Source organism: Streptomyces hawaiiensis (assembly GCF_004803895.1).
GTDB classification, from domain to species: domain Bacteria; phylum Actinomycetota; class Actinomycetes; order Streptomycetales; family Streptomycetaceae; genus Streptomyces; species Streptomyces hawaiiensis.
The window spans coordinates 8,619,716-8,635,174 of the sequence record NZ_CP021978.1; the positions used below are offsets into that span (position 1 = coordinate 8,619,716).

The 15,459-nt window shown below is 71.2% G+C and carries 11 protein-coding genes and 2 pseudogenes; 7 read left to right on the plus strand and 6 right to left on the minus strand.

Features of this window, described 5'->3' with window-relative positions; all coding sequences use genetic code 11:
• Positions 1–240: 240 nt before the first annotated feature.
• Positions 241–2,163: a P-loop ATPase, Sll1717 family gene (locus tag CEB94_RS39075; protein WP_175436648.1), complete on the minus strand. Its 1,923-nt coding sequence runs from the start codon at positions 2,161–2,163 to the stop codon at positions 241–243.
• A gap of 246 nt (positions 2,164–2,409) precedes the next feature.
• On the opposite strand from CEB94_RS39075, the gene CEB94_RS39080 reads away from it, so the two are divergent.
• The 6 genes from CEB94_RS39080 (at position 2,410) to CEB94_RS39105 (ending at position 10,506) form a co-directional block, all read left to right on the plus strand.
• A complete protein-coding gene (locus CEB94_RS39080; protein WP_175436649.1) occupies positions 2,410–3,222 on the plus strand; it encodes an SDR family NAD(P)-dependent oxidoreductase in 813 nt (270 codons plus the stop codon).
• A 69-nt stretch (positions 3,223–3,291) separates the two neighbouring features.
• Positions 3,292–4,521, plus strand: a complete 1,230-nt coding sequence (locus CEB94_RS39085) for a cytochrome P450 (RefSeq protein ID WP_175436650.1) — start codon at positions 3,292–3,294, stop codon at positions 4,519–4,521.
• Positions 4,522–4,968: 447 nt separating this feature from the next.
• Positions 4,969–5,484, plus strand: a complete 516-nt coding sequence (locus CEB94_RS39090) for a hypothetical protein (RefSeq protein WP_175436651.1) — start codon at positions 4,969–4,971, stop codon at positions 5,482–5,484.
• A gap of 113 nt (positions 5,485–5,597) precedes the next feature.
• Positions 5,598–7,127 (plus strand): flotillin family protein, encoded by a 1,530-nt coding sequence (locus CEB94_RS39095; RefSeq protein WP_175436652.1) that lies wholly within the window; start codon positions 5,598–5,600, stop codon positions 7,125–7,127.
• Positions 7,128–7,528: 401 nt separating this feature from the next.
• Positions 7,529–10,018 (plus strand): molybdopterin oxidoreductase family protein, encoded by a 2,490-nt coding sequence (locus CEB94_RS39100; RefSeq protein ID WP_175436653.1) that lies wholly within the window; start codon positions 7,529–7,531, stop codon positions 10,016–10,018.
• Positions 10,015–10,506: a hypothetical protein gene (locus CEB94_RS39105; RefSeq protein ID WP_175436654.1), complete on the plus strand. Its 492-nt coding sequence runs from the start codon at positions 10,015–10,017 to the stop codon at positions 10,504–10,506. The genes CEB94_RS39100 and CEB94_RS39105 overlap by 4 nt, the downstream gene beginning before the upstream one ends.
• Positions 10,507–10,538: 32 nt before the next feature.
• Here the strand turns inward: CEB94_RS39105 and CEB94_RS39110 are convergent.
• A pseudogene (locus CEB94_RS39110) lies at positions 10,539–11,782 on the minus strand (PP2C family protein-serine/threonine phosphatase).
• 241 nt (positions 11,783–12,023) lie between these two features.
• A complete protein-coding gene (locus CEB94_RS39115) occupies positions 12,024–12,212 on the minus strand; it encodes a hypothetical protein (RefSeq protein WP_175436655.1) in 189 nt (62 codons plus the stop codon).
• A gap of 384 nt (positions 12,213–12,596) precedes the next feature.
• On the opposite strand from CEB94_RS39115, the gene CEB94_RS39120 reads away from it, so the two are divergent.
• Complete coding sequence (locus CEB94_RS39120) at positions 12,597–13,286, plus strand: ANTAR domain-containing protein (protein ID WP_175437357.1); 690 nt, start codon at positions 12,597–12,599, stop codon at positions 13,284–13,286.
• 577 nt (positions 13,287–13,863) lie between these two features.
• Here the strand turns inward: CEB94_RS39120 and CEB94_RS39125 are convergent.
• The 3 genes and pseudogenes from CEB94_RS39125 to CEB94_RS39135 form a co-directional block, all read right to left on the minus strand.
• Positions 13,864–14,061 carry a hypothetical protein gene (locus CEB94_RS39125; RefSeq protein ID WP_175437358.1) on the minus strand — a complete coding sequence of 66 codons (198 nt, stop codon included), beginning with the start codon at positions 14,059–14,061 and terminating at the stop codon, positions 13,864–13,866.
• 121 nt (positions 14,062–14,182) lie between these two features.
• Positions 14,183–14,713, minus strand: a complete 531-nt coding sequence (locus CEB94_RS39130; protein WP_175436656.1) for a hypothetical protein — start codon at positions 14,711–14,713, stop codon at positions 14,183–14,185.
• A 17-nt stretch (positions 14,714–14,730) separates the two neighbouring features.
• A pseudogene (locus CEB94_RS39135) lies at positions 14,731–15,360 on the minus strand (MFS transporter); the annotation flags it as partial.
• Positions 15,361–15,459 lie beyond the last annotated feature (99 nt).

The window sequence follows — 15,459 nt, forward strand, 5'->3', positions numbered from 1 at the left end:
CCTGGGCAGCGCACGCCGGGTCACGCACCGGTCGCAGAAGTAGGCGCGGCAGTCCGCACAGTGCCAGAAGACCACGGCCCAGTGCTCCGGGTCGCTCCTGGCGACCGGGTTGCCCCCCGGAACGCGCGACACCGACAGCAGGCGATCACAGCCCCTCCGGGAACACATCATGACGGCCATGAACGGACCGTAGCAGCGCGGGGAGACGGGTGGCAGGGCCCGGCAACAAGTAGGCGAGAATCAGGAGTTGGAGGAACCCCCGCCTCCCGTGTGACTGCCGCCTGCCGTACGGGTCAGCCGCCGGGCCTCGTCCTCGATCCTGCGCACCACGCTGCCGCCGCTGCCGTCGTCCACCCCGCTGGCCAGCAACTGCGCGGCGACCGTGGTGAAGTACTGCGCGGCGGCCAGCACATGCCCATGGGCATCGACGGCCTCGCCCTCCCGCAGCCGCAACAGCGCCTGGGAAGCGTCGCTCATCACCCGGACGACCTGCTGCGAGAGCTGCGCGCGGGTCTCGGCGGGCAGCCCCACCGCCCGCCCCACCTGCCGCTGGATGCTGCCGCAGGACCGCTCCAGCTCTTCCAGCAGCGTGAAGTCACGGCGCACCGGAGGGCCGACCCCCGCCGACGCGTTCGAGCTGCTCCGGAGCAGCAGGTCGGTGAGGGCCCGCGGCTCGTACCGGTGCAGGTCGATGGCGTGGGTGGCACCCAGCGCGGGCCGGAAGCACGGATGGATGTGGAACTCCGTCTCGTGCGGCTGCACGGGCACATGGGCCCCGCCCGTGTAGACCACGTCGTTGCCGCGCCGCACCCCCAGGAGGCCCACCCCGTACAGCGTGTCGACCACGCCGGGCGCGGTGAGGCCCTCGGCGTACGCCGGATACTGGCGGTGGAGCGTCTCGGCGACGGCGTCGAAGCGGGCCTCCAGCGCACCGCGCATCACCACGTAGCCGGTGTTCTGGAACATCACGAACAGGTGGGCCAGGAAGGGATGGGTGACCAGGTACTCCTTGGCCAGGTCCTGCAGCTTCCACTCCGAGAACTGCCGGGTGGCGAGCAGGACATCGCTCTCGTGGATGCTCTCGTGCCCCCGCTCGACGGCGGTGTCCCGGCACACGTTGAGGTACTGGATCGCGTCGCGCGGGCGGGGCAGGGCGCGGCCGAAGAGGAATTCAGCGGTGTCCTCGCCACCCACGGCCGGCGGGAAGACCTCCCGCCACAGCCGGTCGCCGGTCACCTCGGCGCCGGCCGACGCGCGGGCCCGGGCCAGAGCGAGGTCGCGCAGGCCGGTGGTGGTCCACTGGATGCGCAGCTCCTCGCTGTGGAACTTGTCGCCCTCGCTGAAGCTGAGGGTGTCGTATATGTCCGAGCGCAGGAAGAGCAGACAGCGCAGCGCCTTGCCGTACGCGCCCGAGACGTGCTTCGCCGCCAGCAGCAGCCCGATGACCATGGCGTTGCTCTCCGCGTCGCTCGACCAGATCTGCTCCAGCTGGTCCACGAGCAGCAGGAGCGGGGCGTGCGAGCCGGCGCAGTCGAGATGGGTGAAGGCCTCCGCCACGCCCCGCTCGACGACCTCCAGCTGACGTGCGGCGCGGGCACCTTCGGAGACCGGCGGGCCACCGCCCACATCCACCGCGGCCTTGACGCCGAAGGCTTCCAGGGACAGAGACGTCTGCAGTCCGGTCACGCCGTGGAGCAGCCGGTCGTAGAGGCCGGGCTCGTCCGCGGACTCGCCGTTCGCGCGGAGGAATCGCCGCAGTGCCTTGACCGGGCGGGGCAGTCGCCGCAGCCCGTGAACCTGCTTGGCGTGGGCGACGATGTGCCGCGCGGCCTGGACGGCGAAGACGTAACGCCAGATCAGCGACTTGGCCGTGTCATGGGTGAGCCCCTGCAGCTCGAATCGGCGGATCTCGTCGCCCGCCGCGTCGTCGGGGGTGATCAGGGCGGTGCCGCCGGGGTGGACACCGTCGGCGGTCAGATGCATGCAGATGGCGCTCTTGCCGGAGCCCTTACGGCCGATGATGAGCATCTTGCGGCCGGACACGGCCGCGTCGTAGGCCGCGGTCCGCAGGAATCCCTCGCGCAGCAGGCCGTCGGACATGTCCCGCTCGGCATCCTCCCGCCCGAAGTAGAGACGCTCGACCACACCCGACGGCCCCGTCATGGATCCCCCAACTCCCGTGCTCCGCTTGGTCCTCGGTGCGCATGATGCCAGCTTGGGGCCGCCGGTTCCCGCCGGTCGGCGACACCGCGAGCGGGATGTCCTGCCCGTCACAGACGTCGGTCTCGTTCCAGGCGGCCAGACGCCGCCGGCAGGTCCTGCCCGAGCCGTGGAGGCGACGGTGCGAGTGACAGCTACGGTGGCCTCCCGTCGGGGGTTGGCGCGGGGCTCGGCGGTTACTCGGCCGCTATGAAGGACACACGCCCACTCGCCTTGGTCACCGGCGCGTCAAGCGGAATCGGCCACGAGCTGGCCCGGCAGTTCGCGCTGCACGGTTACGACCTCGTGGTGAACGCCGAGGACGAACGGCTGGAGTCAGCCGCGCGGGCCTTGCGGGAGACGGGCGCGGAGGTCCGCGCGGTGCGCGCCGATCTCCGGACCCCCGAGGGACGGTACCGGCTGCTGGACGCGCTCGACGGTCTGACGGTCGACGTCGCCGCCCTCAACGCGGGAGTGGGCCGGGGCGGCGCCTTCGTCGACACCGACCTCGCCGATGATCAGGAGGTCATCGATCTCAACGTCACCGCGACCGTGCGGCTGGCCAAGCCACTGCTGCGGGCCATGGTGGCGCGCGGTGCGGGCCGGATCGCTTTCACCTCGTCCGTCGCCTCGACGATGCCCGGTTCCTTCCAGCCCGTCTACAACGCGTCCAAGGCGTTCGTGCAGTCCTTCGCCCAGGCGCTGGCGGAAGAGGAGAAGGACAGCGGCGTCACGGTTACCTCGTTCATGCCGGGCCCGACGGACACGGACTTCTTCCACCGAGCGGGCATGGCGGACGACACCCGGATCGGCGCCATGGAGAAGGACGACCCCGTGCAGGTGGCCGAGCAGGCGTTCAAGGCGATCGTGAAGGGCGAGAAGAAGGCCGTGACCGGATCGCTGAAGGCCAAGGCACAGGGATTGGCCGGGAAGGTGTTGCCCGACGGGGTCAAGGCGGCGGCCCACCGGCGGATGGCCGAACCGGGCTCCGGGGCCGGTGAGGACTCCGGGCGGCAGGAGTGACGCCGTGACGGCCTTCCGGCCGCTGAAGCGTGCCGGTGTCGCGCAGGCCGTCCTGGGCACTCCAGGCGCATGAGTCCCCACCGACTGGTTCCCGAGTCCCTGGCCCTGCTGACCGAGGGCTACGCCTGGCTCCCCGACCTGATGCGCGCCGAGGGCGACACTTCGCTGAGCCTCCGCGTCGTCGGTCGGCGGGCACTCGTGCTGCGGGGCCCCGAGGCGGTCCGCTTCTTCTACGACGAGGATCACGTCCGGCGCCACGGTGCGCTCCCCGGCCCGGTCCTGAGTACCCTCTTCGGCCACGGCGCGGTCCACACCCTCGACGGCGACGCCCACCGGCATCGCAAGTCCTTCTTCCTGCCGCTGCTGGAGACCGACGCGGTGACGGGCTCGGCCGAGCACATCACCGCCGCCTGGGACGAGGCCGTACCGAGCTGGCGGGCGCAGCCGGACGTGGTGCTCTTCGACGCCACCGCACGCGTGATCACGCGCGGGGTCTGCCGCTGGGCCGGCGTCCCTCTGACCGAGGACGAGGAGGAACCGCTGGCGCGGGACCTGCTGGCCATGGTGGACGGTTTCGCCACCGCGGGCCCCCGGCACTGGCGGGCCAGGCGGGCCCGCACCCGCCAGGAACGGCGGTTCGCCGACCTCGTCACCGACGTGAGGTCCGGGACGGTCCAGGCCCCGGCGGATTCCGTGCTGGACCGCGTCTGCCACCACCGCGACGCCTCCGGCGCCGCCTTGACACCCCGCATCGCGGCGGTGGAGCTGCTCAACGTCATCCGCCCCACCACGGCACTGAGCTGGTTCGTGGCCTTCGCGGCGCACGCCCTGCACCGTTGGCCCGAACACAAGGAGCGGCTCCGGTCGGGGGAGGCGGGGTTCGCCACGGCGTTCGCCCATGAGGTCCGCCGGTTCTACCCCTTCGCCCCGTTCCTGGGCGGTCAGGCCGTCACCGACCTGACCTGGCACAGCCGCCACGTCCCGGCCGGCGGCCTCGTCCTGCTGGACGTCTACGGCCAGAACCACGACGAACGCCTGTGGAAGGACCCGTACACCTTCCGCCCCGAACGCTTCCTCGACCACCCGCCCGGCCGGGACGAACTGATCCCCCAGGGCGGCGCGGACCCACGAACCGGACACCGCTGCCCCGGCGAGGCCATGGCCGTGGGCATCCTGGAGACGCTCTCCCAGCGCCTGGCCGACCTGAGCTACGAGGCTCCGCCGCAGGACCTGACCATCCCCCTGAACCGCATCCCCACCCGGCCACGCGGCGGAATGATCATCCGAGTGCTCGCCTAGCACAGGTCACGGCCGCACGCACGGCGCCAGCGGTAGCGAGCTGCTGGTTCCTTGGCACGGGGCGGCGATGCGGGAGACGCTTGTACAGCCCGACGACCAGGCGCAACCGGGGGTTGATGCGGGGGGCGGCCGGCGCTACGCGGATGTTGGTCTCGTCGTCATGGACCAGCGTCATCGCGGCGGCCTCGCGTACGCCTGCCTCCGTGGCCGAGCCGGGGTGACGCGCCCAGACCTGCCGCGCCTGCTCCCGTGACGATCGCCGACCAGACTTCCTGACAGGGCGTCATGGAGCGTCGGTGGAGCCCAGGATGGCTGACCGCCCGACTGTTCAGGGCACGGCATCAAAACCGCGTAAAGATTGCCGGAACCAGGCAATGCTCCCGTCGGCGTCCGCGTGTGACGATGCCCGCGACAACGGGGGAGGGCAAGGAGAGGCGGTGTGCGCGGGTGGCCTGGTTTCTGGGGCTCGGCATTGCGGGGGTCGTCCTCCTTGCCCTGTCATTCGTCTTCGACGGCGTGATCGAGGGGCTGTTCGACGGGGTCGCGGTGCTGGAGGGCATCGTCGACGGGCTGCTCTCGCTGCCCGTGATCGCCGGGTTCGTGTCCATGCTCGGCTTCTCCGGGGCGATCGTCCTGGAGACCACCGGGCTGGGCGCGGTCGGGGCCACGCTGATCGGGGTACCGGCCGGTGTCCTCACCGGCTGGTTCGCCTACCGCCTGAGCAGGGCACTGATGGACGAGTCCTCCGGAGATGCTCCGCGTGACGACGATCTGGTCGGTGTGCCCGGCTCGGTGGTGACCGCGATCCCCGCCGGTGGCTACGGCGAGGTGCTGGTGCACCGTGCCGGGCAGCTGGTGAAACTCTCGGCGAAGAGCCCGGTCGCCGTGGCGCGGGGAGCCGAGGTCTGGGTCGAGCGGACACTGTCGCAGTCGGCGGTCACCGTCCGCCCGGTCGAGCGCTGACCCGGCGAAGCCCCTCACTCCTTCCGGCAGCGCACCGGCTGTGCCATCGCGCCGCTCACATTCACACACCCTTACCGAACGCCGTCCTGAGGGAGGGCTGAGGGGACAACACCATGAGTTCTGTCATTGTCGCGGTCGGAGGAGTCGTCGTACTCCTCGTGCTGATCGCGCTGGTCGTCGTCAGCCGGTACAAGGTCGCCGGTCCGAGTGAGGCGTTCATCGTCACCGGGCGGCGCGGCAAGAAGGCCACCGATCCGGAGACCGGACGGGTCTTCACCGACAACAGCGGTCAGAAGGTCGTGGTCGGCGGCGGGGTCTTCGTCGTGCCGTTCGTGCAGCAGAAGTTCACCCTCGACCTGTCCTCCCGGCACATTCCCGTCGCCGTGCGCGGCGCGGTCACGCTGCGCGGAGTGAAGGCCAACCTGGAGGGTGTCGCGATCGTGAAGGTCGGCGGCAGTGAGGACGCCATCCGGGCCGCCGCACAGCGATTTCTGATGCAGCAGGACGGCATCGTAGGTTTCACACAGGAGGTGCTGTCGGGCGCACTGCGCGCGATCGTCGGCCGGATGTCGGTGGAGGACATCATCCGCGACCGTGCCGCCTTCGCCGGGCAGGTCGCTGAGGAGGCCGAGGCGAGCCTGTCCGGGCAGGGCCTGGTGCTGGACGCCTTCCAGATCCAGGACATCACCACCGAGGGCTCCTACCTGGAGGACCTCGGCCGACCGGAAGCCGCCCGCGCCAAGCAGGAGGCCGACATCGCCGAGGCGGTCGCCCGGCGCGCCGCCGAGCAGGCCCGGCTGAAGGCCGAAGAGGAAATCGCGATCGCCCAGCGGACCTTCTACCTCAAGCAGGCCGAGATCAAGGCCGAGACCGACGAGGCCGCCGCCCGTGCGGCCGCCGCCGGCCCGCTCGCGGAGGCGGCCCGGGAGCAGGAGATCCTCACCCAGCAGGAGAAGGTCGCCGAACGGCAGGCCGCGCTGACCGACCGTCAGCTCGACACCCAGGTCCGCAAGCCCGCCGATGCCCAGCGCTACGCCGCCGAACAGGAGGCCGAGGCCAAGCGGGTGGCGCGGGTCAAGCAGGCCGAGGCGGAGAAGTCCGCGGGCATTGCGGACGCCCAGGCGGAGGCCGAGCGGGCCCGGCTGACCGGTGAGGGCGAGAAGCAGCGTCGTAGTGCGCTGGCCGACGCCCAGGCCATCGAAGGGCTCAAGGAGGGCGAGGCCGAGAAGGCCCGGCGCGCGGCCATCGCGGAAGCGGTCCGGCTGGAGGGCGAGGCGGAAGCGACGGCGATCGGCGCCAAGGGTGCGGCCGAGGCCGAGGCGATGCGGAAGAAGGCCGACGCCTTCGCCCAGTACGGCGACGCCGCCGTGCTGCACATGCTGGTGGAGGTGCTGCCGCAGGTGGTGGCCAAGGCGTCCGAGCCGCTGAGCGCCGTGGACAAGATGACCGTCATCTCCACGGACGGCGCGAGCCAGCTCTCGCGCACGGTCGCCGACAATGTGGCGCAGGGCGTCGAACTCCTCAGCTCCACCACGGGAGTCGACCTTGCCGAGCTGCTGAAGGGCATCACACAAGGCCGCGGCGCGGCGCAGCCCACGGCCACGCCGGCTGCCGAGGCGAACGGCAAGATCCAGATCGGCTGAGGCGGGGAGGAGCGGTTCAGGGGCCCGCGGCGTCGAGCCGCCGGGCCCCTGAACCGGTCGTCGACGAGCGTGATCTCATCGGGCTCAGGCCCGGTGGCGGCGGCGAGTACGGCGAGGCAGTCGGCGCGCGTGTCCCGGGGGAGGGTGGGGATCACAGCTGAGTGCCGAGGGGAAACTGTCCGCGCGGATGTGTGACGCCGTGGTCGTGATCACCCGGGCCTCCGGGGGACATCGGGCGGGCCACAGCCCTGGCTTCGCCCGCAGCGGACGCGCCGTGGTCCTGGCCGTGCGGCAGGAGGGTGCCCCACCCGGTGGGGCAGGGGGGCGTTAGGCGACGGTGACAGGGGGTACCGATGACACGCGGCGCGTCAGGTGTCGTTCGGGGGCGTCAGGAGGCAGACATGGACGCTTCGGTGGACCGGATCGCGCGCCCTTGGGGCAGCCGCACTCCCTATGGCCGTCACGAACCGTGGCCCACCAGGGTGGACACCTTCCTGGAGGAGGGCGTCGATCAGCGTGCCGTGCAGCGATGGGTGCAGGCCGCGTCGATCCTGCACTCGGACGGGGACGCGATGGACATCGCGGTGATGGACGGGCGCATGGTGGGTGTCCGGGGCCGTGCGCTGGACCGGGTCAACCATGGCCGGCTCGGGCCCAAGGATCTCTTCGGCTGGCAGGCGAACGCCTCGGCGGACCGGTTGACCAGGCCGCTGGTCCGGCGGGACGGTCGGCTGGTGGAGTGCGACTGGGACACCGCGATGGAGCGGATCACCGGCCGTTCGAGGGAGCTGCTGGATGAACGCGGTCCGGGATCGATCGGCTTCTACACCACCGGGCAGCTGTATCTGGAGGAGTACTACACGCTCGCGGTGCTGGCCCGGGCGGGCATCGGCACCAACCACCTGGACGGCAACACTCGGCTGTGCACGTCCACCGCCGCCGAGGCGCTGAAGGAGTCCTTCGGCTGTGACGGTCAGCCGGGCAGTTACGACGACATCGACCACGCCGACGTGATCGCGCTGTTCGGGCACAACATCGCCGAGACCCAGCCCGTGCAGTGGATGCGGATCCTCGACCGGCTGGAGGGCGCCGACCCGCCCCGCCTGGTGTGCGTCGACCCGCGTCCCACCCAGGTGGCCCGCAGGGCGGCCGTGCACCTGGCTCCGCGCGTGGGTACGAACGTCGCCCTGCTCAACGCGCTCCTCCACGAGATCATCCGCACCGATCGCGTCGACCATCACTACATCGAGGCCCACACGGTCGGCTTCGACGAACTGGCGTCCCGGGTGAAGGACTGCACCCCCGACTGGGCGGCCGGCATCTGCGACGTGCCGGCCGCCCGGATCGGCGAGGCCGCCGAGATCCTCGGCACGGCCGACCGGCTGCTGTCCACGGTGCTGCAAGGGGTCTACCAGTCCCACCAGGCCACCGCCGCCGCCGTACAGATCAACAACCTGCACCTGATCCGCGGCATGCTCGGGCGGCCGGGCGCCGGCATCCTGCAGATGAACGGTCAGCCCACCGCCCAGAACACCCGCGAATGCGGCGCCAACGGCGACCTGCCCGGGTTCCGCAACTGGCAGAACGACAGCCACGTCGCCGACCTGGCCAAGGTGTGGAACGTCGAACCCGAGACGATCCCGCACTACGCCCCGCCCACCCACGCCATGCAGATGTTCCGCTACGCCGAACAGGGCTCGATCCGCATGCTGTGGATCAGCGGAACCAACCCCGCGGTGTCGCTGCCGGAGCTGTCCCGCATCCGCTCGATCCTCTCCCAGGAGCGGCTCTTCGTCGTGGTGCAGGACCTGTTCCTCACCGAGACCGCGCAGCTCGCCGACGTGGTCCTGCCCGCCGCCACGTGGGGGGAGAAGACAGGCACGTTCACCAACGCCGACCGCACGGTCCACCTGTCCGACAAGGCCGTCGACCCGCCCGGCGAGGCCAGGCCGGACCTGGACATCTTCCTCGACTACGCCGCCCGCATGGACTTCCGCGACAAGGACGGCGGCCCGCTGATCACCTGGCGCGACCCCCAGTCCGCGTTCGAGGCGTGGAAACGGTGCAGCGCCGGCCGGCCGTGCGACTACACCGGCCTCACCTACGACAGGCTGCGCGGTGGGACCGGGATCCAGTGGCCGTGCAACGCCGAGGCCCCGGACGGCACGGGACGCCTCTACACCGACGGCATCGACCGGGCCCACCCGGACGTCTGCGAGAGCTACGGCAAGGACCTGGTCACGGGCGCCACACAAGAGGTCGTCGAGTACCGCTCCCTCAACCCCGACGGCAAGGCCATGATCAAGGCGGCCGGGTACCTGCCGCCCCACGAGGCACCCGACGACGAGTACCCGTTCCAGCTGACCACGGGCCGCACCCTCTACCACTTCCACACCCGGACGAAAACCGGACGTGCGCCGCAACTGAACGCGGCGGCCCCCGACGTATGGGTGGAGGCGGCCGGTTCCGACGCGGCCGGGCTCGGGCTGAAGGAGGGAGACCTGGTGGAGGTGACCACGCCGCGCGGTGCCGTACGAGGACGGCTGCGCGTCACCGACATCCGCCCGGGCCTGCTGTTCGTCCCCTTCCACTACGGCTACTGGGACACCAAGGCCGGACACGCCCCGGACGGCGACACGCCCGCCCGCGCCGCGAACGAGACGACCGTCACCGACTGGGATCCCGTCTCCAAGCAACCACTGTTCAAGACCGCCGCGGCCGCGCTGCGCCGCGTGGAGCACGCCGACGGCAACACCGCCCCGGCCCCCACCACCACCGCCTCCGCTCCGAACCGCACCGATGCCGTACCCGCCACGACCGGCGGCCCGTCCGCCCTCGCCGCGCAGTCGGCCGACGCCGGCCGGGACCACCGCAAGGAGGGCACCGCGTGAACGGCGTCGACCTCGTCCTCCGCGCCCTGCACCACGGCGAGCAGCACCTGGCCAAGGAGCTGACGACGGTGGCCGAACGTCACCGCACCGACCACGAGGTCCACCACGTCGCCACCGACCTCGCCCACTGGTCCCGCGAACACGCCCAGCGCCTGGCCGACACCGGCCAGGACCGGGGTCCGCACCTCGGCAATCCACCCACGGACCACTCCCCGGGCCTGCTGTCGGCGATGAGGGAGAAGGCAGCGCAGGCGCTGGGACACCGACCGGAACCCGCCCTGCTCCTCCTGCGCGATCTGCGGGATCTCCATCTGGCAGCCGCGCAGAACTCCCTGTACTGGGAGATGCTCGCGCAAGCCGCGCAGGCCACCAGGGACGACGACCTCCTGGCTCTGGTCTCCGCGTGCCATCCGCAGACGCTGCGGCAGATGCGCTGGACCAACACCATGATCAAGAACCTTTCGCCCCAGGTCCTGTCGAGCCTGTGACGCGGAGCCTCCACTGACCACGGGGCGCCGTGTCAGCCGGTGACCGCGGGGTGCGGTACTCCGGCGAGGGATGCCACGCCCGTGGTCGGACCGGCCCGGGGCCCGAGCCATTCGCACAGCAGGATGGTGGCGTCGTCCTGCAGCCGGTTGTCGTGGTGGCGGAGATGGGCGCGGATGAGGCGGCGGAGGGTCTCGGGCACGGTGAGGCCGTCGCTGTGGTGGCGGACCAGGAAGTCGATGAAGCGGGTGAGTCCGAACTCCTCACCTTCGGGGGTACGGGCTTCGGTGATGCCGTCGGTGTAGAGGACCAGGCGGTCACCGGGCTGGAGTTGCTCGCGGCAGAGCGTTGTGGGCAGATGCAGGTCGGTGCCCATGGGGTGTGCGGGCCGACAGTGCAGGAGGGTGGTCCAGCGGCCGTCACGGATCACGACGGGGGGATGGTGGCCGCGGTTGACCCAGGTCAGCACGCCGGTGGAGGTGTCGAGGTCGGCGAGGATGCCGGTGACGTAGCGGGTCGGGCCGAACTGTTCGAGCACCACCCGCTCGATGGCGTCGCCGAGATCGCCGAGGCCCGTTCCCTGCCTGCGGTGGTTGCGGCAGGCGCCCATGGCGAGGTTGGCGGTGAGGCCGGCCGAGGTGTCGTGCCCCATGGCGTCGAAGATCGACAGATGGACCACGTCAGCGGCGGTGGCGTAGTCGTACGCGTCCCCGCTGACCTCGTACGCGGGCTCCATCACCGCGCCGATGATCACCCGGTGGTCGGCGTAGGTACGGGGCGGCATCAGCGTCCACTGCATCTCCGCGGCGACGTTCATGGGCTGCAGGCGGGTCAGGCGGGCGTAGGAGTCACTGGTGTCCCGGCTTCCGACCACCAGCATCGCCACCAGGGAGGAGAGCGCCATCATGTCCTGGCGGACGTCCTCCCCGTCCTCGTCGGGGAGGCCAGGTACATCACCCCGAGGCGCTCGGTGCCGTCCAGGAGTGGGACCCACCATCCCCGCAGCCCGTCCTCCGCGTCGGCGACGGGCACGATGAGCCCGTACTGGTAGGCACGACCGGCGACCGTCCCCTCGACCGACAGCTGCGCCCTGCCTTCCGGGGCGCCCTCGGCGGCGTCCAGCCCCCGGCCGGTGAGCAGCCGCAGAGCGTCGCGTTGCAGATCTCCGAGGTAGATGAGCGCGTCGGAGAAGCCCACCGCCGCGGCGTACTCGGCCACCCGCGACGGCAGGCGCTCGAACGACATCAGATGGCTCTCACCCAGCAGCCCCGTCAGCATGCGCCGGACCGCGCTGTCCCGCTGTGTCACGAGACACCTCCCCACGGTCGGCGTACGGGCCCGCAGTGCTCATGTGACGGCTCCGGGCCGATGGCGGATGTACCGCCGGACCCGGAGACCGCCGGGATGATGTTGGTCTTGGCTGCGTTCCCTCGCGTCAGCGGCCCAGGGCGTTCTCCCTGCCTCCGGGATGCCGACTTCGGATCACGAGCTCACGCAGCGACGGGGCCGTCAGAACGGATCACGGGTGCTCGGGCTGCTGGTCCGGCGGCACCCCTCCGCCTTCCCCTCCACCTTTGCCGCCCTTGTCCGTGCCGTGGTCACCGCGGCCTTTCGCCTCGGTCTCCCGGGCCTTGATCTCACCGCTTTGCTGTGGCGTGCCGCCGCCCTTTTGGCTACGTCGCTGTTCTGGTTCCTGGGGGTTGGACATGTCGGGTACCTCGCTCGTGTCAGAGGCCGTTCGCGTCGACGAGTTCCCGTGAGGGCCCACCCGAAGCATGGGATCGTCGTGTTCCAGGAGTGCCGCGACGCGTCGCGGTCGTCGGGGCCCGTTCGGGCCGGTGGTCGCAGCACGCGCTCTGACAGAGGTGCATGTGTTCGGCTCACACAGTGCGCTGTCTGTAATGTGGATGACAGAGGCCATGCCACGCCGACTGAGGTGCCGGTGTCGAGGTGGTGGCCGCGCTGGAGATTTACTTCGGAGGATGGGCTCCGACGCCCCGGTGGCACGGTACGACGCCCACGACGGGGCCGACCGGCCTCATGAAGGAACGACGCGGTGACTTCCGAACAGGCCTACGACGGTGCTTCGGTCATGCAGTGGCTGCTGGAAACTCAGTCGCTGGAGGATTTCTTGCAGTCTCTGGCCGACGCGGCGCTGGCTCTGACCGAAGCCGAGGGTGCCGGCGTGACGATCGAACGAGAGCGGCGGCCTCTGACCGTGGCCAGCTCGGGCCCGGCGGCGCTGAAGCTGGACGAGAAGCAGTACGGCCAGGACGACGGTCCGTGTCTGCAGGCCGCCCGCACCGGTGAAGAGGTCGCCGTCGAGGACATGCTCAGGGAGACCCGCTGGGGCGACTACCCGGCCTACGCGGTGGCTTGCGGGATCCGCTCCTCCCTCTCCCTGCCGATCGCCGCCCGCACCCACACCACCGGTGCCCTGAACCTCTACGCGGGCCCACCCCAGGCGTTCGAGGCCGCCGATCGCAGCGCCCTGCGCTCGCTGGCCGCGCAGGCCACCGGCGCCATCGCTCTGGCTCAGCGCATCGCCGACGCGCAGGCGTTCGCCGAGCAGATGCAGACGGCGATGCAGTCGCGCGGCGTCATCGACCAGGCTCTCGGGGTGGTCATGGGACAGCGTGGCTGCACCGCCGACGAGGCCTTCGGCATCCTGCGCTCCGCCTCCCAGCACCGCAACATCAAACTGCGCGACCTGTGCACCGAACTGATCACCAACCTCACCGGCCGGCCCCCCACCACCCCTGCTTGGGGACCCCGCCAATGACACGGTCGCCAACGCACTCACCAACGTGGTCGATCGCTGTCGAGGCCCAACAGGCCGAGACTCCGGCCGCGTAGAGCTGGACCCCCTCTGCACGCCGAGGACTCTTCGCCTGTCCAAGGCCCAGCGCCAGTCGCACCACGCCCGGCCAGCCGGCCGCCCCGCCGGAGACCCGCGACGGGTGGGGGCGACGGCGCGGCACGCGGACCCGGAGTGCGCCGGGCGCGCTGCGACACACCACGGGTGACGGCAGAACGACGTGCTCTCCGTCGATACCGACCGGGAGGGCGTCCGTGTCGGCTTCGACGACGACGGCCGCGGCGCTCAGCCTGATCAGCCCACCTGAGCGCGGACCGCGCACGATGCGTGCCGCCTGAGCGGCGTTGTCCACTCGCACGCACACCACGCCGAGGAGCCCCGAGTCCAGCCGCCACCTGCGCCCGGGGTGAGCAGCGTCGACGGCCCGTCCGTAGGGGTTGTTGCTGACGAGCATGGCGCCCCGGTCACGGATGTCCGACAGCCTGGCGAGTTCGTCGACGCTGCTGGGCCAATGCCGTTAGTCGTGCGGGCCGGGGTCGCGTCACTCCGGTACCGGCCGCATCTCCACGACGCGCAGTCCCAGTGACTGGCAGCGTGCCAGCAGCCCGTACAGGTGCGCTTCGTCCACGACGGGGCCGAACAGGACCGTCTGGCCGGCCATCACCACATGGCCCAGCTCCGGAAACGCCTTGGCCAGTGTCTCCGACAGGTGTCCCTCGACGCGGATCTCGTAGCGCACGAACTTGTCCTCCCACGGCTTCCCGGGACAGGCGGACGGCGCCCTTTCCGTCATGCTCCGCCTCCGTACCGGTTCGCACCTCACCCGGAGCAGGTGACCCGCCAGGTGACGGCCGCCGGCATCAGTGCTTCAGCACGATCTTGAAGGCGATGATGAGCAGGCCGAGCAACAGGTTGACCGACGCGGTGACGGCCATGAGCCGCGGTGATGCACCGGCGCGCCGGGCCGCAGCCACGGACCAGCCGACCTGGCCGGCCACGGCGACACAGAGAGCCAGCCAACCGGCCCCTCGGGCGTCCAGCCCCAGGAGCGGGCTGACCGCCACCGCGGCGGCCGGTGGGACGGCGGCCTTGACGACAGGCCACTCGCCACGGCACACGCGCATGACGAGGTGCCGGTCCGGAGCTTGTTGTGCCAGGCGTGCCCCGAACAGCTGGGCGTGCACGTGTGCGATCCAGAACACCACTCCGGTGAGGAGCAGCAGCACAACCAGCTCGGTCCGGGGGAACGAACCGAGGGAGCCGGCGCCGATCACCACGGAGGCCGCGAGCATGGAACCGTAGACGCCGCCCGTGTAGTCCGCGCTGCCCCGGCACTCGGCCCGGCGTTTGCCGCGGGTGGCCGGGGCGGGTGTGGCCCTGCGACTGGACATGGATGCCCCCTGCCGACTCAGCGTGTCGATCCGGTCGCTCCGGCCGGAGCATCGGTGCCCTGCTCCCGCGGCCGGCTCTGCCGGGCGGTCGGCAGGTGCGGTGTGACCAGGAAACCGGCCAGAGCGATGCCTCCGGTGGCCAGGATCGCCGCCTTGAGGCCTTGCAGCTGCGCGGAGGCGTAGGAGTCCGTGACGGCGTCCACCTCGGACGGCGGCAGCCCGGCGCGCTGGGTCGCCGAGCGCACCTCATCGGTCGGGATGAAGGTGAGACCGGCCTGGAGGGCGATACCGACCTGCTCGCGGGTCGCTTCGGACAGCTGCGGGTTGTCCTCCACTCGTGTGGTGAAGGCGTGGGCCAGCGCGCCGATGAGCAGATCCGATGAGCGCGGTGCCCAGCGCGGAGCCCAGATTCTGGGCCGTGAACTGAAGGCCTCCCGCCTCACTGCGTTCCGCCTCGCCGACGCCGGACTGCACGACATTGCCCAGCTGTGAGGCGAGCAGGCCGATCCCCACGCCCAGCAGGGCCATGGCCCCGGCGAACTGCGCGTCGTCGATGACCGGGTCGATGGTGGCCAGTAGCCATACGGTGGCCGCCACCAGCGTTGTCAGGGCCAGCCGGGGACCATCCGGCGCGGCCCCGCCTCGCGCCGCGCGCCTCACCCACGACGGGGGAGGAGCGGCGCCCTCGAGGCCACGGGGAGTGGGCCGTGCCCGGTGATGTCCCGCCCACGGCGGTCAGGGCGCGC

Bases quoted from the DNA above. Each gene is read 5' to 3' on its own strand.
- CEB94_RS39130 (WP_175436656.1), bottom strand. From the start codon at position 14,713: ATGTCCAGTCGCAGGGCCACACCCGCCCCGGCCACCCGCGGCAAACGC.
- CEB94_RS39085 (WP_175436650.1), top strand. From the start codon at position 3,292: ATGAGTCCCCACCGACTGGTTCCCGAGTCCCTGGCCCTGCTGACCGAG.
- CEB94_RS39080 (WP_175436649.1), top strand. From the start codon at position 2,410: ATGAAGGACACACGCCCACTCGCCTTGGTCACCGGCGCGTCAAGCGGA.
- CEB94_RS39095 (WP_175436652.1), top strand. From the start codon at position 5,598: ATGAGTTCTGTCATTGTCGCGGTCGGAGGAGTCGTCGTACTCCTCGTG.
- CEB94_RS39120 (WP_175437357.1), top strand. From the start codon at position 12,597: ATGCAGTGGCTGCTGGAAACTCAGTCGCTGGAGGATTTCTTGCAGTCT.
- CEB94_RS39115 (WP_175436655.1), bottom strand. From the start codon at position 12,212: ATGTCCAACCCCCAGGAACCAGAACAGCGACGTAGCCAAAAGGGCGGC.
- CEB94_RS39075 (WP_175436648.1), bottom strand. From the start codon at position 2,163: ATGACGGGGCCGTCGGGTGTGGTCGAGCGTCTCTACTTCGGGCGGGAG.
- CEB94_RS39100 (WP_175436653.1), top strand. From the start codon at position 7,529: ATGGACGCTTCGGTGGACCGGATCGCGCGCCCTTGGGGCAGCCGCACT.